This is a genomic window from Caloramator sp. Dgby_cultured_2, from assembly GCF_028872215.1.
Taxonomy (GTDB): domain Bacteria; phylum Bacillota; class Clostridia; order Clostridiales; family Caloramatoraceae; genus Caloramator; species Caloramator australicus.
The window spans coordinates 1,958,027-1,980,106 of the sequence record NZ_CP118396.1; the positions used below are offsets into that span (position 1 = coordinate 1,958,027).

Genomic DNA, 22,080 nt, shown 5'->3' on the forward strand with positions numbered 1-22,080 from the left:
ATTCCAATATAAACAATAGAATAATTTATCTAAAAATAAGAAAGTTTGTCGCAAGATACTATGACAAAATTTTATGTTAAAGTAAATTCATGACAAGTTTAGTCGCCACTTAAACTTAAACTTTAACTTTAAGATAGCTTTAAGTAAAAAATTAGCACCCAAAAAGGTGCTAGTTTTGTCCTTCTGAAGTTTTAATGTTTAATTCTAAAAGGTTGTCAATATATCCCGTATCGTTTGTATTAACCTTATATTCCAGTTTAACCTTCCCGCCGTTTTCATCAACATCAACCTTAACAAGGGTTGGTTTAATCATAATGTTTAAGACCCCAAAGGGTGTGCTATATAGGCTAACAGTAGTTTGGCCCTTTTTAAATTCAATATCTGAATTAGTAGTTCCTCTTCTTACTATGCTAACCCTATCCTTTTCCATTTTTAGGGTGGTTCTTGTCCCTTCCATTCCAGAAATTTCCGTCTCATCATATTCAGCAATATATTGACTTCCTGATTTATAATATTCACCTTCTGTAATTAGTTCAATAACTTCCTTTTCTCCATCTATATTTTGAATTGTCTTGACTGAAATTAGTGCCTTCTTTTTCATCCTATCATCACCTTTATCAATATTTTTCAATATCTATCTTTTTTATATTTATTATATCATGCTCTAAAAAATTGCCTCCAACTTTTTTAAATTTTTCCGGATTATCGCTAACATAGTATTCATATTGTGCAGCTACATTTTGACTGTTTTCTATTCCCTTTTCAGTTAATATATTTTTTAATTCCAATGCCGTTTCCCTTGCAGGATTAATAAGCTTAACCTTATGCTCTAGCACATCATCAACAACCTTCATAAGAAGTGGGTAATGGGTGCATCCCATAACCAAAGAGTCGATGTTAGAATCCTTAAGGGGCTTTAAATATTCCTCCGCAACCATATAAGAAACCTTTGTATTTGCCCATCCTTCCTCAACGATTGGGACAAATAACGGGCATGGATAAGCATAAATTTCAGCTTCCGGAAGTAGCTTTCTAATAGCCCTTTCGTAGGCCCTGCTATTTACTGTTCCTTCTGTCCCTATAATGCCGATTTTTTTATTTAAAGTTGCCTTAACGGCAGCAAAAGCTCCAGGTTTTATAACTCCTATTATAGGAATATCAAAGGATTCCTGAAGGACATCAAGACTCACCGCTGATGCTGTATTGCAGGCAACAACAATGGCCTTAACATCCTTGGTTAGCAAAAACCTTGTGTTTTGAAAGGCATATCTTGTAACCGTTTCAGCGGATTTTGTTCCATATGGAACCCTTGCTGTATCACCAAAATAAACTATATTTTCATTTGGCAAAAATTCCATGATTTCCTTAACTACAGTAAGCCCACCAATTCCTGAATCGAATACCCCAATCGGTCTTGTATCCAATCTAATCCCCTACCTTTATCTGTTACTATATATATTATATTTAAAATTCGTCCTTATTAATAACAAATACATAATAAAACAACAAGGTAAGTTTGTAAAGAAAAAAATATGCTTTAAGAAAGTGTATATTAGGGTTAGAATGCTAAAAATTGTTTACTTAGAAATAGTTAAAGAATGTTTGCTAAAATATTCAGATCCGAGACAAACTCTCTTTGGCGTTCAGACTTGCAATAATCTCGACAGGATTAGGGCAGGGTTAGAAAAGGTTTCTCCTATTAGCTATGGCAATTAGAATTGCTTAGCAAATTGAGCGAATGCCTGGGAATTGCCTGTCGGTGTTAATCAAAAAATAAATTTTTCAACAATCTGCCTTAAATTTTTTGTTATTTAAAAAAATTAAGAACCGTCCCCAAAAATTAAAAAATTAAGCGGGTGCAGAAGCACCCACTTACCTTTTTCCTCCACAAGTTTTGAAGCATATCTTATTGCTGCCGCAACTAAGTTGCCGCAATCCCTCGATGGAACTGAACCCCAGCCTTCTCTTTGAACGATGTCGTAAACGCCGAGCTCCTTTGCAAGCTCGTATTTTAAGGCATCTGACATAATCCCATGCCTTCTTGACATCTTTATCCCCCTGTTTTGTTCCTATTTATATTTTCCCCCAAAACAAATCCCTTAATCATGAAATATTTTCAAATGCTACATAGTAAGCTCTCCATTGGGAGTATCTATGATTTTTAATATCTTCTCCTCCGTTCCATCCTGCGCATTAATATAAACTAAATATTTCTCTCCCTTATAGGTTCCATAAAACTCGTAGCAGAATACTTCCTTTAAAGATTCCATTGGAATAATCGTTAATCTGACGTTCTTTATATCAAGCTTTTGACTTACATTTTGTCTTGCCTCGCTAGCTGTTATCCTTGGCTTTGGGATATTCCTTTTTGTATGGGCAATCAAATAATGTTGTGCCTCTATTCCAACTATATCGCCGTTGTCAAGGGCTATTTTAAGTTTAATTTGGTCAGGATAAATTAAAACCTTATCTTGAACATAAACATAGTTTATTACAGCAACATTGTCATATTTTAGAGAATACGTGGGAATCATGGATTTATATCCGTTATCTTCCAAAAACTTCAAGCCTATCTTAACTGCCTTTTCTATTTTAATCCTTTGCTTTCCTACTTCTCTTGGGTCAAGCATATAGATTAGGTTACCACCGTTTTTGCTTATGTCGATGTTTATGTCATCGCCCTTTCTTCCCTTTACTTTAACAGAAAGGGCATAGGCAGGAACCTTATCGCTGGTCTTGTCGCTATAAATTGAAATTGACTCTACCCTATCCTCTCCAATAATCTTTTTCGCAATTCTTTTAGCTTCTTCTAAAGAAACTTCCTTTTCCTTTAAAACCCTTGGCTTTATATTTAATACGTTTTCTGAAAATGGTCCATCATAAATTAATGTTGGATACTCCTGAAGTTCCTTTGCAATCCTTTCAAATTTCATATCAACCGTTTCCGCAAGGTTCCTTCTAAACATCGATGAACCTGCATTTTTAATTTCCGTCCAGTCTATATTCCCCTCACTTATCTCCCTTTCAAGTTGATGAAGCTCATTGTTTAGGTATCCTGCAAAATCCGTTAGCTTATCAACGGTATTCATATCTGCCTCAGAAAGGCTCTGGCCAGAGTTTATAGTCTTTAAAAGGGCAAAGCAAAAATCACCCACCTGAGTTAAAAATTTTGTTGTCTGAGCTATTGCACTGTGGTTTATAGGAAGGGAATTTAGCTTATCCTGTGCTATACTTGCCTGCCTCCAAATATCGCTAAAAAGTATTAAGGCCTGTTTTGGTGATGCTGTAACCCTTGACTTTGACAGAGAAACCTGTATTCCTTCAACGTTTGAAATAAGCTCATATAAGTTCTTTTGATATTGTCCCTGAAGGTAATTCCTAAACTCCTTTCTATCAAGATAAAGCAAAAGCTATATGTAGATGTTCCAACTACAATTATAGAAACTACAATCGCAAGAAAGGACCTTTTATTAAACATACTAACCCTCCTATCTGCAAAAACATGCTTTCCTATTCTTTTTATCACTGGTCTTGACCATATCCACTTATTTGTCGTCTTTGCTGGATTGTAATAGTATATTGCACCACCTGATGGATCCCATCCATTTAGAGCATCGTTGGCAGCCTTTTGAGGTGTTGGCTCCAGCTTTGCGTTTATCTGACCATCGGCAACAGCCGTAAAGGCCCCAGGCTGATAGATAACTCCTGCAATAGTTTTAGGGAATCTTGGATCCCTTGTTCTATTAACTATAACTGCACCTACTGCCACCTGCCCTACATATGGCTCTCCTCTTGCTTCACCGTTTATTGCCCTTGCAAGAAGGTTAACATCAGTCCTTTGGGGTTTAGCACTTGTCTGACCTTCATTTATTCCAAGGGCCCTTAAAGTATTGCTGCCTACTATTCCATCCGCTTTTAGTCCCTTTGCCCTTTGAAATCTTTTTACCGCATCCTGAGTATCTTGACCGAAATAATTATCAGGATTTCCTTTAAAATACCCTAATGCCTTTAGCTTTTCCTCAATTCTTTTTACTATATCTCCTTTAGAACCTACTTTGTATGAAGCCGCTTCTATATCCTTTATTTGAATAACTAATTGAGCTATAAAAATACTATTAAAAGTGGAAGGAATATTTGAACTAACCTTCTCATAACACCCCTCCTTAAAAACAATTCTAAAGATATTTTTTACATTTTTTTCAATGATATGTATTAAATTAAATATTTTTTAAGTTTATGTTAATCCTTTGTAATATTAGCCAAATTGCCTTTAAAATGCTATATAATAAAACAAGAGGTGGTGATTAATTTGAAAATTCTATCCCTAACAATTTCAGCAGGAAAAGGGCATCAAAAGGCAGCAGAGGCCGTAAAGGAATACTACATAAGAAATAACATTCAAGTTGAATTTGAAATGATAGATGCTCTAAAATATATAAATCCTATAGTTGACAAGCTAATAATTGGTGGCTATTTAAAATCCTTAAAAAGACTCCCAAACTTTATGGAAAGCTTTACTACTACTCTGAAAACGAGGATGCTTTAGCCTCCATTTCAAATTTAATTCATGACCTTTTTCAATCAAACTAAAAAATCTATTAGAAGAAATGATGCCGGATGTTATCCTCTGCACCCATCCCTTTGCAATAGAAATGATGTCGATTTTAAAAAGAAAGGGTAAAACTAATATCCCTGTTGCTGCAATACTTACAGATTATGCACCACACCCTTTTTGGATTCACGAATATATCGATGCCTACATAATTCCAAATGAGGATTTTATAGACGACCTTTTAAACCTTGGGGTTGCAAAAGAAAATATATATCCTATAGGAATCCCAGTATCTTCCGCCTTTTTAACAGAAATCTCTAAAAAAGAAGCGAGGGAAATTTTACAGCTTGAGGATAAATTAACTCTACTTTTAATGGGTGGAGGCCTTGGAATTGGAAATATAAAAGAAATATTTGAAAAGCTTATTTTTAGCAATCTTGATATTCAAATAATAGCCGTTACAGGATATAATACCATTTTAAAAAATCAGCTTTTAAATCTTTCGTTAAAATCCAATAAGAAAACTAAAATATTAGGATACACCGATAAGGTTAATCTTTTGATGTCCGCCAGCGACCTTCTTATAACAAAACCTGGTGGGCTTACAATAAGCGAAGCATTGGTTAAAGGACTTCCCTTAATCCTTTCAAATCCTATACCCGGGCAAGAGGAAAAAATACAGAATATCTTTTAAACTGTGGCATTGCAGCCTATGTTAAAAAGGTAGATAACATTCCTTCAATAATAAACCAGATAATCTCAAGCCCCTTAAGATTAAAATACATGCAGGATATGGCAAAAGAAAAGTCAAAGCCAAATGCAGCAAAGGATGTAGGGATCTATTAATAAAAATGGCAAAGAAGGAATTCATCTAAGTCCCATCTTTGCCCTTTTTATTGTATTTGAAATTATTTCTAAGCTTTTTAACCTAAGCTCCAATTTATTTCTTTTGTTTCCTTTAAAAGTCTCAACGCTATTTTCCTCAAGGGCCCTTTTTAGCATTTCTTCGCTTTTAGGATCAATTTTCCCTCTTGTGATGTCTATAAAACATAGGGGCGGAAACATGACACACCACCAATTTTTACCCTCTCCGCTACCAAGAACAACCCTTAAGGCCATATATTCTCCTGGAGGAACAACTACATCGCCATATTTTTTTACAGGAAAATTAAAATTTCCAAGATAAACCATTGATTTATAATCAAACCCATTTTCCTCTAAAACCTTATTAGCAATTTCTTCGATTCTCGAAATATTTTTAGAAAGTATCTTAAAGCTTTCATTATAATCCTTTATATCCTTAATTTCAGGATAAATTTCCCTTAAAATTTCATCCCTCACCTTTAATTTCACATTCTGATCATCTAAACTGTCGCTGTTTGCAATAACATGGAATCTAATAATACCATCTGTCCTTTGAATTGATCCTACTAAAAATGGCAGAATAAAAACTATAATGCAAATTAAAAGTGCTAAAATCCTTTTCATACTTTGTCCCCCTTATTTTACCTTTAACATAGAGTATTCCCCTTTTTTAAATTTTATTCACCTTATTACTCCAACTCTTCTTATAAATGCTTCAACCTCAAAATTAAATTTTGCATTCCTAAAGGCTTCATCCCAATTTTTTTCGTATTTTTTAAAAAGATTATATCTATGCTTTTTCGTCCAGCTCTTTAAATTTAAATAATCAAATCCTATATCCTCTTGAAAATGCCTTACAGCCTCTTTAAGTTCAATTTCAAATTGGTTACTAATACTTTTTTCAATGTCCTTTATTATATCAGATTTTAATATCTCTTCTGTTATAATAAAATTCTCTAGATCCCCCTCTATTTTTACCTTAACATCAAACACCAATCTTCCATTTTCTTCATTAAGTTTTATTTGTGATATAGAAGATGTTATATTATAAGATAAAATTTTTCCCTTATAAGAATACGATATGACATGAGATAAAGTCTTTCCTTTATAATTAAATAGTTTCTTTCCTTCATGAAGTTTATTAGCAATGATTGAATAGCTCCTTATATATCTATCATCAAGTTCCCCTATATATTTAAAATCCTTCATTAAAGCTACATTCTTAATAACAATTTCATCCTTTTCCCTACTTATAATTGGAAGCATACCAAGCCCACTTGACTTCATATCCCCTAAAAACTCATTTAAATTAACGCTAATCATGGTTGTAACTCTTGTTTGATTTTTAGAATTTTAATTATATATAAAGGCAAAAATTTTTCAAGTTTTGGAGTAACTTTTATAACATCCTTTACATTCCTTGTAGCAACAATATAGGCAGATCTATTCTTTTTAGGATCCCTGTCTATCCAATCTAAAACAATCTTAAGATCATCCTCATCCTTTAAAAGTTTTTCGCCTAAAATTACAAGCTTTTCATGCCCTAAAAAAGGCTCTCTGTTTTGCTTTTTCTGTATTATTCCAATAGCTTCAGGAAGATTTTGTGCCCTTACTGTAATCTCCTCTACAACATCCGATCCTCCGCCCTGTATTTTCCCAGGGTTTGGAACCAAAAACGTAACCTCAAGATTTTGATTTTGAAACTCGTAAAAAGGCTTTAAATCATTTTCACTTTTTTGTCCTCAACTTTGTCAACGGCAATTGCATATATAAACATCCTATCCTCAATCTCCGTCTTATCCCAGCATCCTGTTAAAATTAGAGGGACCAATAAAAGCATTATAAGCCTTTTCATCCTCTTGCCCCCTTTATCTTCGATGCTATAAACATCAATATCGGTAAAGCTATTATTGTATAATATCCAAGGAACATAACTAATTTATCTGTAAGCTCAAAGGTTTCAGCTATACTATCAGGAATTAAAGAAATTACATATATTATCGGCAAAAACAATATTGCTGTGTGTTTTATCTCCTTTTGTTTAATTAAGTTAGAACCAACTATGCTGTAGGCAAAAATGAGCATTACAATTGTAGTAAATATAAGCACTATCCAAAGGGAAAACAACAAACCTTCAATACCTTCTATGAAGGCACCTGGAATATCTGAAGATTTTATAAGGGATAGCGTAGGATATAAAAGAGTAGAGGTATAATCAACCCCAAACCTTGCAATACACTGGATGAATATTATAACATAAAGTAGGGTTATAAAAGAAATAGCAATTAATGAACTCTTAAGTGCCTTATCAGGCCTTCTTATAAAGGGAAAGAGCAAAAACAAAACCTCAAAGCCCGACAGCGAAAAAGACTATCGCTAACCGATTTAATTAATTTTAATGGTTCAACCTTTAAAATAGGCAAAAGATTAGAATAGTCGCTCTTTGGAAGGTAGATTAATATAACTAAAACTAGTGTGAAGGCAATCAGGAAAAAGGTCGCCTCAAAAACCTTGCTATGGGTTCTATACCATTTCGAGTAAGAATCATTGCCAAAATCAATATTGGAACCATGATATATTCAAGAGGTGTTTTAAAAAGAAGATACATTTTAGTAGTTTCACCAAATATCCTTATCTCCATCGCAGTAAAAACTATATAGTAAATAAATACCGGAAAGGCAAGAATGGTTCCTAAAACCTTTCCAAATAAAAACTTTAAAGTTTCAACCAAGCCAAGATTTGAATATTTTTTTCCAACATCACAGATAAAATAAATTATCAACATGCAAAATAATCCGCCTAAAATTAAACTGATCCATCCGTTTGTTTCAACATCCTTTGCAAGGGTAGCCGGTAAAGTAAAAATTCCAACCCCAATAGGAGTTAAATAAACAATAAGACCTACCTGAAATGCAGATATTTTATCATCATTGGGAACCATCTTCATCACCCTGCCTTATTAAATCATTAGGGTCAAAATGCATTGGCCTTCGCTTTAAATACTTAAGAGGAAGCTTAATCGTAGAATCCTGCATGTCTTCAAAGTAAAAGGGAGCCATCGGTGCAAGAAATGGTGTTCCAAAGCTTTTTATGTTAACTGTATAAATTAAAGTCCCTATATAAGCAAGAACTATTCCGTAAAGGCCATAAATTGACGCTGCTATCATGAATATAAACCTCAAAAGCCTAAGACCCGTTGCAAGCTCATAGTTAGTTATACTAAAGCTTGAAATTGCAGTTATCGCAACTACTATGACCATAATAGGGCTTACTATTCCTGCAGATACTGCCGCCTGACCAATTACAAGACCACCAACAATGCCTATTGTTGAACCTATAGGCCTTGGCAGCCTAACTCCAGCCTCCCTTAAAAGTTCAAAGGTGATTTCCATTAATATTGCCTCAATAAAAGCTGGAAAAGGAACTCCCTCCCTCGTTGCTGCAATGGATAGGGCAAGTTTTGCAGGTATTATCTGTGGATGAAAGGAAGTTATAGCTATGTATAAAGCTGGTGACAATATAGATAATCCGCCAGCTAAAAGCCTTATAAACCTTACAAAGCTTGAGATAACTGGTCTTGAATAATAATCCTCCCCTGACTGAAAAAAGCATTCATAGTAACAGGAATGATTAGGGCAAAGGGGAATTGTCAACTAAAATCCCTACCCTCCCCTCATAAATTGCCGCTGCAACAACATCTGGTCTTTCCGTCGTTTGAGCCTGAGGGAAAATAGAAAAGGCCCTCTCTTCTATAAGCTGCTGCAGATACCCGCTATCTATAATGGCATCTATATTTATTTTATCAAGCCTTCTATTTAGCTCATCCAAAACCCTTTTGTCTACGATATCATCTATATACATTATTGCAATATCCGTCTTTGATCTTACCCCAAGCCTCGTTTGCTTTATTTTAAACCTTGGATCCCTTACCCTTCTTCTTATGAGGGCGGTATTTATTCTAATAGTTTCAGTAAAACCATCCCTTGGACCCCTTATTACCGTTTCTGCTGAAGGTTCTGCAACGCCTCTTGTTGGAAAGGCCTTAGTTGCAATTAATAGGGCCTTCTCTGTATAATCTATTAAAAGCCCTGTATCACCGCTTAAAACCTCCATAATAAGGTCTTCAACAATGTCAACCTCTTTAAAGTCAGTAACAGCCATCGCATTGTCCTTTGTAACCTCAAAAAGCTTACTTTTAATCTCATCAAAGCTTGGCGGAACTTCCCTTGAAGATATCATAAGGGGCATTAGGACAAATTCATCTAAAAGGAGCTTATCTGCCATCCCATCAACGTAAAACAAAAACATCCTTATCTTATCGTCTCCACCCACTTCAAATTCCCTAAAAACAACATCATCGCAATCCTTAAGGATGGTTTTTATAATCTCTATATTTTCATTTAAGTTTTTACTAATCTTTGTCTTAGAATCAGGGGTATATGTATATGTAACTTCCCTTTTTCTTCTCATAAAAATCACTCCATCAAGGAAGTATTTTGGTTACAATATAAAGGATAATTGCTATTGCTATAGAAAAAATAGCACAATACTTTGCAAATTTTGCTTCATAATGCAAGGCTTTTTGTTATAATCCAAACTGTCATAATATAAAAAACACTTGAAATTAAAAATAAGACAAAAGTATTAAAATTAAATTGGTCTTTAATAAATTCTATAACCGCCTTCACGTTATCATCTCCCTCTTTTAGTTTTCCAAACTACACAAAAATATGCAAAAAGCTGATGGCAAAAGCCATCAGCTTATGTATCTATTTACAAAATCTATATCCTCTTTTTATCAACATCATTCCCTATCTCGGGGTATTTTGTAAATATTGCCCTTCCTTTAACCTCAAACATATCACAAATCTTTTTTCAACAGCAGGAATTGTTAGAATGCCAAGGGCAAGCCTTAGTAAAAAGGATAATCCTAAAACTTTTCCCATCTTCAAGGGCTTTTTCTAAAGGCTATAAGCTCCTCCGCCTTTTTGTTGCCCTTTCAACAACGTTTGGGTTTAAAAAAACTATGTTTCCTCCTGTAAAGATTCCCTCCTTCATCTTTACATAGGTTCTTTTAACATCCGGATATTTTTCATCATTAAGGCTTTTATCTATTATAGGGTATCCAACATCTAAATTTTCTTTACTACACTCTAAAACAAAATCCCTAACCGCATCCCCCTTTATTAAAGGTATATCCGATGTGCAAACTAAAAGGGGCCTTTCGTAATCGCCTATTGACTTTACGCTATATTTTATGTTATCCAACATTTCGCCGTTGGATTTAATAAAACCATCAACAACATGCCCTATTTTATCCTTTAATATCTCATCTCCAACAACATATATATTGTCAACAACACCTGAATCCCTCAAGGCATCTATCACATATTCTATCATAAAACGTCCCTTAATCTCTAAAAGGGCCTTTGGTTTTCCATCCTCACCCTTATCCCCCGCAAGAATTAAAGCATTAACCATTAATTACACCCCTTCATTTACCGTTTTAACTAAAAATACATCCTTAATGTAATCCCTTAATCTATTATAACAAACCTTAGCCTTTTCTTCATCCTCAAAAACACCTATAACTGCTGAGCCGCTTCCCGTCATTATGCTTCCTTCTGCCTCAAACTCCATCATTATATTTTTAATTTCTAACAATATAGGGTATTCATTTAAAGTAACAGTTTCAAGGACGTTTACCATATTAGATGCCATCATCTTGTAATTCTTATTTCTTATGTATTCTACCATTTTATCTATGTTAGGCCTTTTATTGATTTCATCTAGTCTAAGCTTAGAATAAACTTCCTTTGTTGATATATTTATATTAGGTTTTGCAATGACTATATGTAGATTTTCTATCTTTTCAATAGGGCTTATGATCTCTCCTATCCCCTCCACAAGGCTTGTTCTGTTTACTATTGAGAAGGGAACATCAGCACCAACCTTAAGCCCTATTTCCATCATCTGCTCCTTGCTCATTTTAAGGTCATAAAGTTCATTTAAAGCCTTAATAACCCCGCTGCGTCTGAGCTTCCCCTCCAAGGCCTGCACCGTGGGGAATATTCTTTTAAGATGAATTTTGACTCCGTAGTCTACCCCAAATTTTTTAAAGATTAAATCCGCTGCCCTATAGCAGGTGTTAGACTCATCAAGGGGAATATCATTTTTATCGGAAATTATGATGATTCCGCTTTTTATTTTTTCTATAGTTAAATAATCATATAAGGATACGCTCTGATTTATCATCCTTAAAAGGTGATATCCATCATCCCTTTTACCAACAACATCGAGGGACAAATTAACCTTTGCAGGGCACTTTATTTCTATCCTCTCCACACCATCACCTCGCTTAGTTTAAAAAATTATATATTATTTTCTAAATAACTTCAAGGGACGGTTCATTACAAATTCGTCTTTAACAAATTTATAATAGTAATGAACCGTCCCTCAAATTATTTCATAAATGTCTTTTTAGGAACTATAATTTTCATTCCTGGTTCTATATAATCCGGATTTTCGATGTCATTTAGCTTTACTATATCCTCTACTTTAGTTCCATATTTCTTTGCTATCTTCCAAAGGGTGTCATGGGGCTGAACAGTATATATAACAAGGCTTGGCATGTTCTTTATCATTTCAGTTATGTCGATTTCATTTAAGGATTTTAATATATCATAAGCATTTTTCTTGTAAAGCTTCATATGGCATACAAGGTTAGCCTTTACGTTAACTTCCTTATCGGCAAACTTTTCATAGTTTAGGCTCTCAAGTTTAACCAAGCAGGTTGGAAGCATATCTATTTTTGCCATAGGAATATCTAAAGTAAACTTAAAGGGGAGTTCCTCTTCATATCCTTCAAATTCTGGCTCTTCCTTTGCCTTTATATAAACAAGATTGCATCTTAAAACACCTTCACAGGTAGCTTTATCCTCTAAAACCTTAACCTCGGTTATCACTGGCTTTGCATCGACATATTTAACTTCAACAATCGCTTCATCCTCAGGAACTGTTATTCTATCCTTTAAAACCTGTGAATCCGTAGCCTCATCATGGTATGAAAAGCATTTTATATTTTCCTTCTCAAATTCATACCTTGAATCAGACGAGTAGGCATCCAATATATTTTGTAGCTGCCTCGTTGAATAAACTTTAACATAAATTTCTACATTTGCCTGAACTGAAACTACCTTTCTTTCCCCTTCTTCGTTTTCTTGAACTTCAGCATAAACCTCTTTAACTTTACACATAACATCGATCTTCATATTTGGTTTTACTTCTTCAGCTACAACTTCATGGCTAAAGGGGATATCTTGCTCTAACATGAAGTATTCTCCATCCTTACTCTTTACAAGCATCCTTGCCTTTGCCGTTGCGTTGATTAAAACTTTGCCATCAAGAACTTGATATTCCCTCTTATAAACGAAAACCCCTGTTTTAACTATTTCTTCTATTTCCTTTTCAGAAGTTATTTCTGCCTTTATCATGGATTCTTCCTTTACATCCCTTAAATATTCGTCTATTTCTACGCTTTCCCTTAGCATCTGAACATCCTGTCCCTTGATGTCTACAATAGTTTCCTTTGTAGCTCTATTATAAACATGTCCTTTAAGATTAATAACAGCATTAACCCTTATTTTTTTATTTGTAGTAACCTGATATTCCATATGTTCTATTTCTGCTTCTACTTTTGGGCTGTGTTCATTTCTTGCGCCTGGAATTTGGATATTATGGGTAAAATTTGAGGATGCTTCAACTTTATATATGTTCCTTGTATCGTTAGAGGAATAATAAACTCTAAAGTTCATCCTCCCTTCAACTATTACCCTATCCTCCACAACCTGACAATTTAAAACTACAGCCTCGCCATCACAATAAAGAACTTTAGAAACATCTCCATCCCTTTCGGATATTACTATATCCCCATTAACCATAGTCTGGGATTGGCCTTCTCCTATAAGTTCCTCGTAATTTATTACATCCTTTACATATTCAACTGACAATTTAATCCCTCCCACCCTAATTTACCTAATATAATATATATTCGTAAAATTAAAAATATTACTTCTTTCTTTAAAAATGTTGACATAAAATTTTATTTCTTTATAATAATATTTTGTCGATAACCTTTGTTTATCCCCCTAAAAAATAGCTGCCAAACCCATAACCCCACAGAAAAGCCGCCTTTTGGCGGCTTTTCTGTTACAAAATAAAAAGAAGGCCAAAAGGCCTTCTTTTTATTTTTACATTGCTACATTTTTATTCTTGAATATTATCTGGACTGTTTGCGTCAATATATCTGAATAGCTGTAGGATATCGTTCGAGTTGTATTATCGCTTCCTTCGACTTTTACTATGAATATATGAGGATATGTTTTCTCAAGGATGCCTTCTTTTACGTAAACTTTTTGCGACCGTTGTTAGCCTTAACAACGACCCTCTCTCCAACATGCTCATCAATATCTTTTTTGATGGCATTTAAAAGATCTCTTCCTCTCATAAGAAACACCCTCTTTCCACTACAATATTTTACACCATTGAGGGTGTTTCGTCAATAATTAATTTAATTATTTTAACAAGTTTTTTACAATGTGTCAACAAAAGAATTAATGTCTTTTTCTACAATCATTCAAATATAACTCTCTTTTTTCTCTTTATTATTCATTTAATCTTTTTATTATTATCAACTATAGAGTTTGACAAGGATTCTATTAGAAATTTATCCCGTAAAACCCACAAAGGGCCTTATATATACAATCCGCGATTTTTTTATAACCATCCTCATTCAAAATGCCTCTATCCTCCCTGCCTGTCATATACAGGCATTCTAATATAATCCCGCTAACCTTGGATTCCCTTAAAATAAAATAGTCCCCAACCCTTACCCCTCTGTTTTTTAAGTTAATATCCTTATTAAGATTTTTTAATATAAGATTTGCAAGTTCTATAGCCTCCTCATCATCCTTATAACAATAGGCCTCACTTCCATTTACTGTGTCGTTATAAAAATGATTCATGTGAATTGAGATAAAAAATTTGGCCTTTCCTTGTTGATGATATCAACCCTTTTTGTAGGGATAGGTATTCATCCTTATCCCTCGTCATAACTACACTACAGGACTTTTTTCTAAATATTCTTTAAGATAAAGTGAAACTTTAAGATTTATATCCTTTTCAGCTATATCGGATATATTTCCCGTATCATCTCCACCGTGTCCTGGGTCGATTAGTATTTTTTTATCATTAAAGTTATTTAAGATATAATCCTTATTCAGTTTAAAAAGCTCTATCCCTGTATAATAGTATTTTAAAATATCCTCATAATTTTTCCCCATCTTTGCCATTGCATCAGCACCATCAAGACATAACCCAAGTCCAAGGCCCTCCCTATTTCTTTAACTCCGATGCTTTTTGTAGAAAATACAGCCTATTGCTTTTTAAATTCAATCCTTCTACAAAATCCTTACCACTTAAATCTTTGTTCATAAACTTTAACTTTTTTATTCTCCCCATGTCGTCCCTTTCAACCTCTTCTATAAGTCCCTCTACTTTTTCCTTATAGCTAGAAGAGGAAAGGTTAAAAAGCTCCATAATCCTTTTAACTTCAACTTCCACTTCATCCTTCTTTGCCCTGCACAAATCGCAAAAACCCTCCTTAAATATCCTATATGGTATCCTAAAACATCCTCTGAATTTGCAGTTGCTCCAGAACAATTTTTAGTATAATATAGGTCAACTATCCTGCCATTATATTTTGCAATTATTCCAGCAGTTTCTTTAATAGCCTCTATAAGCTTATTCTTTAACTTATCATCAAGTTTATCGAATTCACCTTTATTTAAACTTAAATCCTCCTTGCACCCCTCTAAATTCCTTATATTCCTTGCAATTTTGCTCCTTATTAAAACAGCAAGGGCCTTTAGGGTTTCCCTTTCATATTCATATAGTTCTTTAATTTTAGCAAATAAATATAAAGCTGCTTCTTCAAGTCCATAAACTTCATCTTTAACTTTAACTTTAATATCCTCCATATGACCACCCCTAAATCTTGTGGGAAGATTCTCTGTATTTTCCTCTGGTTTCTAAACCACCTATACCCTTTTCGCCGGTTATGGTGCTCTCTAAAACTTCATTTGGGGATAAAAACTTTGTTATACTGGAAAAGGCGATTTTTTCGCAGACAAAAACAGGATCCATCGCATGGATTAAAACCCTTGATGGGGAACTTGCAAAGTTGGCACCTGCCTCAATTAACACTTCATAATAGGATTGGCAGGCCCCTGCGAATATAACAAGGTCGTCATAGGAGGGTTCATAATCCCTTGCCCTTTTTACCGCCTCAGCAAAATATCTTGAATTTCTATAATTGTTTATATCCTTAAAATTCTGTGTCCCCTTTGCTATGCTGTCATGTCCTGTTAAAACCAATATGTCGGGTTTTACTTCCCTTAAAGGTCTATAACCACGTTAGGCTGCTCTGCTTCTGGAACAAACCTTCCAACGACATTTATACCAAGCTTTTTATAACCTCTAAGGCAAATATTTAGATATTCCTCATCCCCATCGATGTGCAAAACCCTTCCTGGCCTTCCTACTATCCCCTTTTCTTCTTTAACTTCCCCCTTTTGCCTTTAAAGGGAACTTTCCTGTTTAAAAGAATCTTTTTAATCTTTGCGTTAACCTTTCTATTAAATACCTCATCATATTCTGCAATCTTGTTAAGATCAGGCCTTAAAGGTCCTCCCCAAGGGCATCTGCAATTATCCTCAGCTCTATTCCTTTTAAAATATAAAGCTTTGTTCCATCCTCTCTTTTTACGATTTGAGTTATTTTAAAATACACATCCCCACCATAGGATTTTCTAACTACTATATCCCCTACATTTAACTCCTCCATAAACATACTCCAAAGATTTCTATAATACCATAATATGTAACAATCCTTTCTTTTGACAAAAAATCCGGGAAATTTCCCGGATCAAAAACTTTCTAAAAAGCTTATATACTTATCCTTCTCATCCAAAATCTCCCTTAGCTTCTTAATAAAGCTTGCCTCGCTCCAGCCTGGTTCTTTATAATAATACCTATTTGCAATCCTCCAAAATCTCTGCGGGAAGGCAAGTAGTGCCTTTAATACTTTTAATTCATCAACGCTAATAGGCTTTACGGCATTGTAGTTATCCACTATTAAATTAGCCTTTTCAAGGCTCCAATCTACCCTCTTTAGAGCCTTCACCATTAATGTTGCAAGGTCATATATTTGAATTTCCTCCTTGCAGTAATCAAAATCGACGATGTAAACATCCCCATTGTCTTTTATAAGTATATTGTGATAGGTAAAATCATGATGGCAAAGGACTTTATCGTTTAAGTCCTTCTGACATACCCTATTATAGGCATCAAGGTCTAATTTTTCTATCGCCTTTTTTGCAAGTTCTATATAAAAGTCTACGTTATCAAGATATAAAATATCGAACTCCGTCTTTTTCTTGTTTTTCCTTGCGATATCCTTCATCTTGTTTAAAGTTGTAAGCCTTTTTCAAAGGTATAGGGAAGTTTGCCAATATCATTTCTTGCCTTTAAATTATCCTCTGGAACAAAATTCCTTGCAGCAAGATGAAATTTTGCTAAAGTTTTTGCTGCAATCTTTAAATCCTCATCATTTCTAAAATCGCATTCCCTTCCATCTATCCATTCAGTAACCACATAAAGATCTTCATTTACTATGGCATAGGGAAGGCCCTTTAGGGATAATTCGTTTTTATCAATTTTATCAAAACCGTTCTTTATAATATGTTCCTTAGCCTTATATATATACATAAGCTTATGCGGACCGTAATTTACCTTCTTTAAGCATTTGTTTCCCTTATTTGTTTTAATCAGATATACTCCCCTTTGGGGAATAAGATCCCTAATCTCAAATCCAAACTGTGTAGAAATTTCAGTTTCCCTAACCATTTTACCACCCCCTACTAATGTTTATGTTTTTTAACTTTTTTATGTATATTCACCAAATCAAAGATTTCTTCATAATATAAACTGTATATAATTAATAGGTGATCCTATGAAAATCGGAATAGACTCAAGAGCTTCAATTTGGTATAGAGGAACGGGGATTGGCACCTACACTTATCAGCTAATTAAAAATATATGCTTAATAGACAAAGAAAATGACTATCTTTTATTTCTTCCAAAGGACAAACTTGATTTTGAGCTTGATGAAAATTTTAAGGTTAAACATATTGAAAAAGCGATAAGGAAACCTTTTGGGAGGAGGTTGACGTTCCAAACATTTTAACCGATACGGGTATAGAAATTTATCATGTTCCCCAAAATGGAATAGGCCTTCCTTATGAGAAAACTTGTAAATTTGTAATAACCCTTCATGATGTAATTCCTTATAAAATGCCTGAAACCGTCGGACCCCAATATCTTAAAATATATCTTCAGGAGATCCCTAAAATAGTTCCCCTTTGTGATGGGATAATAACTGTATCAGAATACTCTAAGATGGACATCCATAAAACATTGGGCTATCCTTTAGACAAAATATATGTAACCTATCTTGCTGCAGAGGATATTTATAAACCAATTAATAAGGAATATTGCAGGAAAATTATTAAAGAAAAATATAGCCTTGAGGGGGACTTTATCCTATATGTTGGTGGATTTAGTCCAAGGAAAAATATAAAGGGACTAATTCAAGCCTTTAGCCTTATAAAAAATAAGATAAAGGGATTTAAGCTTTTGATCCTCGGCAAAAAGGGCGCTCCTACTACGATTACAGGGACCTTGCCCTTAGCCTCGGACTTAAAAATGAATGCCTTTTCCCAGGATTTATCCCTGTTGAGGATTTACCACTTTTTATAATGCCTCCTATATGCTAATTTACCCTTCCTTTTATGAGGGATTTGGCCTTCCGCCCCTTGAGGCTATGGCCTGCGGAACTCCTGTAATTGCTTCAAACACCACATCCATTCCTGAAGTTTTAAAGGAAGATGCCCTTTATATAAATCCTCAAAATCCCTATGAAATAGCAGAGAACATTTTAAAATTAATTGAGGATAAAAAGCTTTATGAAGATTTAAAACTTAGGGGACTATTAAGAAGCTCCTCCTACTCATGGAAGAAAACTGCAGTGGAGACATTGACGATTTATAGCAAATTGTCGAAATAAGGCTCTAAATTTAGGGCCTTTTTTTGTTTTGTAATTGAGGACAGAGCCAAAATATGCTATTATTATACTTAGATTTTAGGGCGGGGGATATTAATGGACCTTACATTAGTTCAAGAAACGATAAATAGGATAGAAGGAGTTTTAAATTGTAAGGTAGTTTTTGAAAATGATGAAATAAGTGAAATTCATGTCCTTGCAAACAGCTCAAGATCCCCAAAGCAGATAGCAAGGGACATAGAATCCACTTTATTTGCAAAGTATGATTATAAGATAGATAAGAACAAAATAAGCATTGCGGTAATTCAATCGGATGATATGGTAAGCCCTAAGAGGGTTAAGCTACATAGCGTATTGGTAAAAACTTTGCTAAATAAGATTGAATATAGCGTTATTTTAACCTATGATGGCATTGAATATTCCGTAGAAGGTTCAGGAATAAACACTCAAGCAAATAGAAAAAGCTCATCGCAAAGGCAACCTTAGAGGCTGTAGAAAAGATTATTGGACAAGAATACCTATTCGATGTGCAGGATGTTTTAGTCAACACAACAAACACTGTAACTGTGGTTACGGTAATAGTTAATGCGCTTGTTACAGGCAACGAAGAAGCACTTGTAGGATCTGCTATAGTAAGAAAGGATTTAAACGAAGCAATTGCAAGGGCAACACTGGATGCAATAAACAGACGAATTGAAAAGATAACTCAATAGTGTGCAAAAAGGCCGATTATATTTATCCTTTTCCTCTTTAGCGGAGCAACGCAACAGGCAATAGCGGAGCCCTGTTAGCCAAAACGCAAAGGGGTAATCTGCATGAAGAAAATATTACCTGCAATCATAGCTCTTTTAACACTTGCTTTAGCAGGTGGATCAGTGGTTACTTGGTGGTAAAATATAATCGGCCTTTTGTTTTAGGAGGGATAAAAGTGTTAAATAAAAAATCAATTATATATATAGTATCTGTTTTTTACTAAACATATATTGTTATTATTACGCTTATAAAATTAGTAGTTTTGTTGAAATAGACATATATGGAATAATAATTTTTTCAATTTTGGCTATTTTAACAGAGTCTTTATTGGTTACATACAAAAAACCGCAATAAGTTCTAGCTTTGCAGTATTTTTTGCCTCAATTTTATTATTTAACGTTTTTGGGCAATGGTTATAGTAAGCATTGGAGTTGCATTTAAAATTGTAAAAAAGATGATAAATATTACCATGTATTTAATATACCATTTTATAAAACTATATTTAATATATCTGCAATTTCATTATCAACATTTTGTTCTTCTTTTGTATTAAATTTTTTTCAAAATACCAATTATACTTCAATTTTATTATCAAGCATTCAATTTATATCAATAATTTTAACTTTTTCTTTAACAAACACATTACTTATGTGCCTTCTTCTTACATTGTTAAGCAATGATAATGTTTTTAAAACTTTCATTAATGTTTTAAAACTAGTTATCCTCGGCGTAATCCCCATGGCACCCTTTGGCTACCTTATAGCCTACTTATATACACGCTATAATTTACTTGGCATACTTCTTCTTATGATCCCTGTGTTATTTGCCCGATATACATATATTCTTTATGTTGAAACAAAAATTAAATACATGGAAACCATCGAAGTTTTGATGCACGCCCTTGAATCAAGGGACAAATATACAGAGGGGCACTCAAGAAATGTAGCAAGGATTGTTGAAATGATTGCAAGGGAGCTTAAGTTTAGTGAAAGCAAGATAGAAGAATTAAAGCTTGCTGCATATCTTCATGATGTTGGAAAAATTGGAATAAGCGACGCCATCCTTAACAAACCAGGTAAATTAACTGAAGAAGAATATAACATAATAAAGCAGCATCCTGAAATAGGATACCAAATAGTAAAGGACATTAAAGACCTTGGAAGAATACCGGAAATTATAAGATATCACCACGAAAGATATGACGGCAAAGGATATCCGGCGGGTAAAAAGGGCGAGGAGCTTGGAATTGACGTTTTCATCCTCCAACTTGCCGACTCCATAGATGCCATGATGACGGACAGGGTTTACAGAAAGGCCCTTTCACCAGAGGAGATTATGAAGGAACTTATGAAGAACAATGGCACTCAGTTTCATCCAAAGGTTGTTGAGGCCTATCTTAGAGCCTGTGAAAAGCAAAAATCCTGCAAAGAAAGAGGTTAGAATATGTTATTCATTCTTTCTGCCATCTTAGGAATTATAATTGGTCTTTTACTTAAGGGAGATATTAAAAGACTTGATGGTTCAGATTTAAAGGGAATATATATCCCAATCATAGCCTTTTCAATTGAAATAGTTTTATTTACCCTTGTAAGGAAGGGGATTATTGAAAGAGGACTCATAACCTACATATTTTATCTTCTGCAATTTATATTGATTTTCATATTTGCTTATTTGAATAGGCAAAACAAAGCCATCGTCACGATTGCCATTGGATTTTTATTAAACGCCCTTGCGATATTCCTAAACGGCGGTGCAATGCCAGTAAACCCAGATTCTGCCGTTGCAGCAGGTCTTTATCCATCAAAGGATAATATAAACATTACAAAGGAAGGTTTATACGTTCTTCAAAATGAGAAAACCTTGTTTTGGTTTTTAGGAGACATTATCCCCGTTAAATTTATAAGAAGTTATGTTGTTAGCATAGGCGATGTGTTTATATGCATTGGAGTTATATATTATATAATAAAAAGCATGAAAAGGGCTGAGTAATCAGCCCTATAACCATATCTTTTTAAAGCTTTTTAAAACCCTATCCTTATCATCCTTATATGCTGCCTTTCTGATAAGCTTTTCTACATATTCATCCTCATCCCATCGTTTTGTCCTTAGGTAGTAATCCCTTGAAATATCATAAAAATCCTTAGGGAAAAGAAGATAAGCATAAAGAATGTTTATTTCCTCCTTAGTTAATTTGCTTATTTTGTTATAATTATCCAATATTATATTAATCGTTTCGATTGTAAAGGCGTTATCCTTTAGAGCCTTATTTATAAAATTAGCAAGATCGTGAACCCTTGTGTCCAAAATACAAAGGTCAAAATCTAAAAAATAAACATTATCATCGTTTCCCATCAAAACATTATGATGGGCAAGATCATGGTGGCAGAATACATAGTCCTTTATATGCCTGCCCTGTGTCCCTTTTAAATAATCCACAGCCTCCTTAGATTTTTCAATATTTATATCCACATTTTCCAAAAATATTTTATCAAATTCGGTTTTATAATAGTGCATGTTAGCTATTTCCTTAAACTTTTCAAGATCCTTTATTCTATTTAATAATCTTTCCACCATTTTGCCAACCAAGCTTTTTTATCATAATAGCCTATATCCTTTGAGGCCTCATGAAACTTAGCAAGGGCCATCGCCACATTTTTTAAATCCAATGGGTTTTGATAAAGAGCCTCTCTACCTTCAACGCAGTCTAATACAACATACACCTCATCGTTATA

The 22,080-nt window shown here is 34.1% G+C and carries 21 protein-coding genes and 9 pseudogenes; 7 read left to right on the plus strand and 23 right to left on the minus strand.

The window, feature by feature from the left end:
• Positions 1-169: 169 nt before the first annotated feature.
• The 5 genes and pseudogenes from PWK10_RS13605 to sleB form a co-directional block, all read right to left on the minus strand.
• Positions 170-601: a DUF1934 domain-containing protein gene (locus tag PWK10_RS13605; protein ID WP_274766403.1), complete on the minus strand. Its 432-nt coding sequence runs from the start codon at positions 599-601 to the stop codon at positions 170-172.
• A 16-nt stretch (positions 602-617) separates the two neighbouring features.
• Positions 618-1,424 carry a glutamate racemase gene (murI, locus tag PWK10_RS13610; RefSeq protein ID WP_274766404.1) on the minus strand — a complete coding sequence of 269 codons (807 nt, stop codon included), beginning with the start codon at positions 1,422-1,424 and terminating at the stop codon, positions 618-620.
• Positions 1,425-1,877: 453 nt separating this feature from the next.
• Positions 1,878-2,048 (minus strand): annotated as a pseudogene (locus tag PWK10_RS13615) (small, acid-soluble spore protein, alpha/beta type); the annotation flags it as partial.
• 75 nt (positions 2,049-2,123) lie between these two features.
• Positions 2,124-3,407 carry a germination protein YpeB gene (ypeB, locus tag PWK10_RS13620; RefSeq protein WP_274766405.1) on the minus strand — a complete coding sequence of 428 codons (1,284 nt, stop codon included), beginning with the start codon at positions 3,405-3,407 and terminating at the stop codon, positions 2,124-2,126.
• 89 nt (positions 3,408-3,496) lie between these two features.
• Positions 3,497-4,132: pseudogene (gene sleB / locus PWK10_RS13625) on the minus strand (spore cortex-lytic enzyme); the annotation flags it as partial.
• Positions 4,133-4,309: 177 nt separating this feature from the next.
• Here sleB and PWK10_RS13630 point away from each other — a divergent pair.
• Positions 4,310-4,546, plus strand: coding sequence for an MGDG synthase family glycosyltransferase (locus tag PWK10_RS13630; RefSeq protein WP_274766406.1), 237 nt, complete (start codon positions 4,310-4,312; stop codon positions 4,544-4,546).
• A 34-nt stretch (positions 4,547-4,580) separates the two neighbouring features.
• Entirely contained in the window at positions 4,581-5,246 is a 666-nt protein-coding gene (locus PWK10_RS13635) for an MGDG synthase family glycosyltransferase (RefSeq protein WP_274768285.1), read from the plus strand.
• 173 nt (positions 5,247-5,419) lie between these two features.
• Here PWK10_RS13635 and spoIIR read toward each other — a convergent pair whose 3' ends face one another.
• The 16 genes and pseudogenes from spoIIR to PWK10_RS13715 form a co-directional block, all read right to left on the minus strand.
• Positions 5,420-6,040 (minus strand): stage II sporulation protein R, encoded by a 621-nt coding sequence (spoIIR, locus tag PWK10_RS13640; RefSeq protein ID WP_274766407.1) that lies wholly within the window; start codon positions 6,038-6,040, stop codon positions 5,420-5,422.
• Positions 6,041-6,097: 57 nt separating this feature from the next.
• Positions 6,098-6,739 (minus strand): Ger(x)C family spore germination C-terminal domain-containing protein, encoded by a 642-nt coding sequence (locus PWK10_RS13645; RefSeq protein WP_274766408.1) that lies wholly within the window; start codon positions 6,737-6,739, stop codon positions 6,098-6,100.
• Positions 6,736-7,104, minus strand: a pseudogene (locus PWK10_RS13650) (Ger(x)C family spore germination protein); the annotation flags it as partial. The pseudogene PWK10_RS13650 and the gene PWK10_RS13645, both read right to left, overlap by 4 nt.
• Before the next feature lie 29 nt (positions 7,105-7,133).
• Positions 7,134-7,271: a hypothetical protein gene (locus tag PWK10_RS13655; protein ID WP_274766410.1), complete on the minus strand. Its 138-nt coding sequence runs from the start codon at positions 7,269-7,271 to the stop codon at positions 7,134-7,136.
• Positions 7,268-7,777 carry a GerAB/ArcD/ProY family transporter gene (locus PWK10_RS13660; protein ID WP_274768286.1) on the minus strand — a complete coding sequence of 170 codons (510 nt, stop codon included), beginning with the start codon at positions 7,775-7,777 and terminating at the stop codon, positions 7,268-7,270. Before PWK10_RS13660 ends, PWK10_RS13655 begins: the two co-directional genes overlap by 4 nt.
• A gap of 124 nt (positions 7,778-7,901) precedes the next feature.
• Positions 7,902-8,357 carry a GerAB/ArcD/ProY family transporter gene (locus PWK10_RS13665; RefSeq protein ID WP_274766411.1) on the minus strand — a complete coding sequence of 152 codons (456 nt, stop codon included), beginning with the start codon at positions 8,355-8,357 and terminating at the stop codon, positions 7,902-7,904.
• Positions 8,344-9,886, minus strand: a pseudogene (locus PWK10_RS13670) (spore germination protein). The gene PWK10_RS13665 and the pseudogene PWK10_RS13670 overlap by 14 nt, the downstream one beginning before the upstream one ends.
• A gap of 498 nt (positions 9,887-10,384) precedes the next feature.
• A complete protein-coding gene (locus PWK10_RS13675; protein WP_274766412.1) occupies positions 10,385-10,897 on the minus strand; it encodes a nucleotidyltransferase family protein in 513 nt (170 codons plus the stop codon).
• Positions 10,898-10,900: 3 nt separating this feature from the next.
• Complete coding sequence (gene ispE / locus PWK10_RS13680) at positions 10,901-11,761, minus strand: 4-(cytidine 5'-diphospho)-2-C-methyl-D-erythritol kinase (RefSeq protein WP_274766413.1); 861 nt, start codon at positions 11,759-11,761, stop codon at positions 10,901-10,903.
• Positions 11,762-11,877: 116 nt separating this feature from the next.
• Positions 11,878-13,425 (minus strand): DUF3794 and LysM peptidoglycan-binding domain-containing protein, encoded by a 1,548-nt coding sequence (locus tag PWK10_RS13685; RefSeq protein ID WP_274766414.1) that lies wholly within the window; start codon positions 13,423-13,425, stop codon positions 11,878-11,880.
• 240 nt (positions 13,426-13,665) lie between these two features.
• Positions 13,666-13,922, minus strand: a pseudogene (locus tag PWK10_RS13690) (Veg family protein).
• A 211-nt stretch (positions 13,923-14,133) separates the two neighbouring features.
• A pseudogene (locus tag PWK10_RS13695) lies at positions 14,134-14,766 on the minus strand (N-acetylmuramoyl-L-alanine amidase).
• Between the two features lie 43 nt (positions 14,767-14,809).
• Positions 14,810-15,013, minus strand: coding sequence for a hypothetical protein (locus tag PWK10_RS13700; RefSeq protein ID WP_274766415.1), 204 nt, complete (start codon positions 15,011-15,013; stop codon positions 14,810-14,812).
• Positions 14,968-15,453, minus strand: a complete 486-nt coding sequence (locus PWK10_RS13705; protein ID WP_274766416.1) for a hypothetical protein — start codon at positions 15,451-15,453, stop codon at positions 14,968-14,970. The genes PWK10_RS13700 and PWK10_RS13705 overlap by 46 nt, the downstream gene beginning before the upstream one ends.
• A gap of 10 nt (positions 15,454-15,463) precedes the next feature.
• Positions 15,464-16,318, minus strand: a pseudogene (gene yabG, locus PWK10_RS13710) (sporulation peptidase YabG).
• A gap of 81 nt (positions 16,319-16,399) precedes the next feature.
• A pseudogene (locus PWK10_RS13715) lies at positions 16,400-17,379 on the minus strand (CotS family spore coat protein).
• Between the two features lie 106 nt (positions 17,380-17,485).
• On the opposite strand from PWK10_RS13715, the pseudogene PWK10_RS13720 reads away from it, so the two are divergent.
• The 5 genes and pseudogenes from PWK10_RS13720 to PWK10_RS13740 all read left to right on the plus strand — a co-directional run bounded on the left by PWK10_RS13720 (position 17,486) and on the right by PWK10_RS13740 (position 21,337).
• A pseudogene (locus PWK10_RS13720) lies at positions 17,486-18,598 on the plus strand (glycosyltransferase family 4 protein).
• Positions 18,599-18,691: 93 nt separating this feature from the next.
• Complete coding sequence (locus PWK10_RS13725; protein WP_274766417.1) at positions 18,692-19,081, plus strand: hypothetical protein; 390 nt, start codon at positions 18,692-18,694, stop codon at positions 19,079-19,081.
• Positions 19,082-19,122: 41 nt separating this feature from the next.
• Positions 19,123-19,308 (plus strand): hypothetical protein, encoded by a 186-nt coding sequence (locus PWK10_RS13730; RefSeq protein WP_274766418.1) that lies wholly within the window; start codon positions 19,123-19,125, stop codon positions 19,306-19,308.
• 688 nt (positions 19,309-19,996) lie between these two features.
• On the plus strand, positions 19,997-20,788 hold the full coding sequence (locus tag PWK10_RS13735; protein WP_274766419.1) for an HD-GYP domain-containing protein: 792 nt from the start codon (positions 19,997-19,999) through the stop codon (positions 20,786-20,788).
• 3 nt (positions 20,789-20,791) lie between these two features.
• Positions 20,792-21,337, plus strand: a complete 546-nt coding sequence (locus PWK10_RS13740; RefSeq protein WP_274766420.1) for a DUF5317 domain-containing protein — start codon at positions 20,792-20,794, stop codon at positions 21,335-21,337.
• Between the two features lie 6 nt (positions 21,338-21,343).
• On the opposite strand, the gene PWK10_RS13745 is transcribed toward PWK10_RS13740, so the two are convergent.
• On the minus strand, positions 21,344-21,922 hold the full coding sequence (locus PWK10_RS13745; protein ID WP_274766421.1) for a phosphotransferase: 579 nt from the start codon (positions 21,920-21,922) through the stop codon (positions 21,344-21,346).
• A complete protein-coding gene (locus PWK10_RS13750; RefSeq protein ID WP_274766422.1) occupies positions 21,904-22,068 on the minus strand; it encodes a hypothetical protein in 165 nt (54 codons plus the stop codon). Before PWK10_RS13750 ends, PWK10_RS13745 begins: the two co-directional genes overlap by 19 nt.
• Positions 22,069-22,080 lie beyond the last annotated feature (12 nt).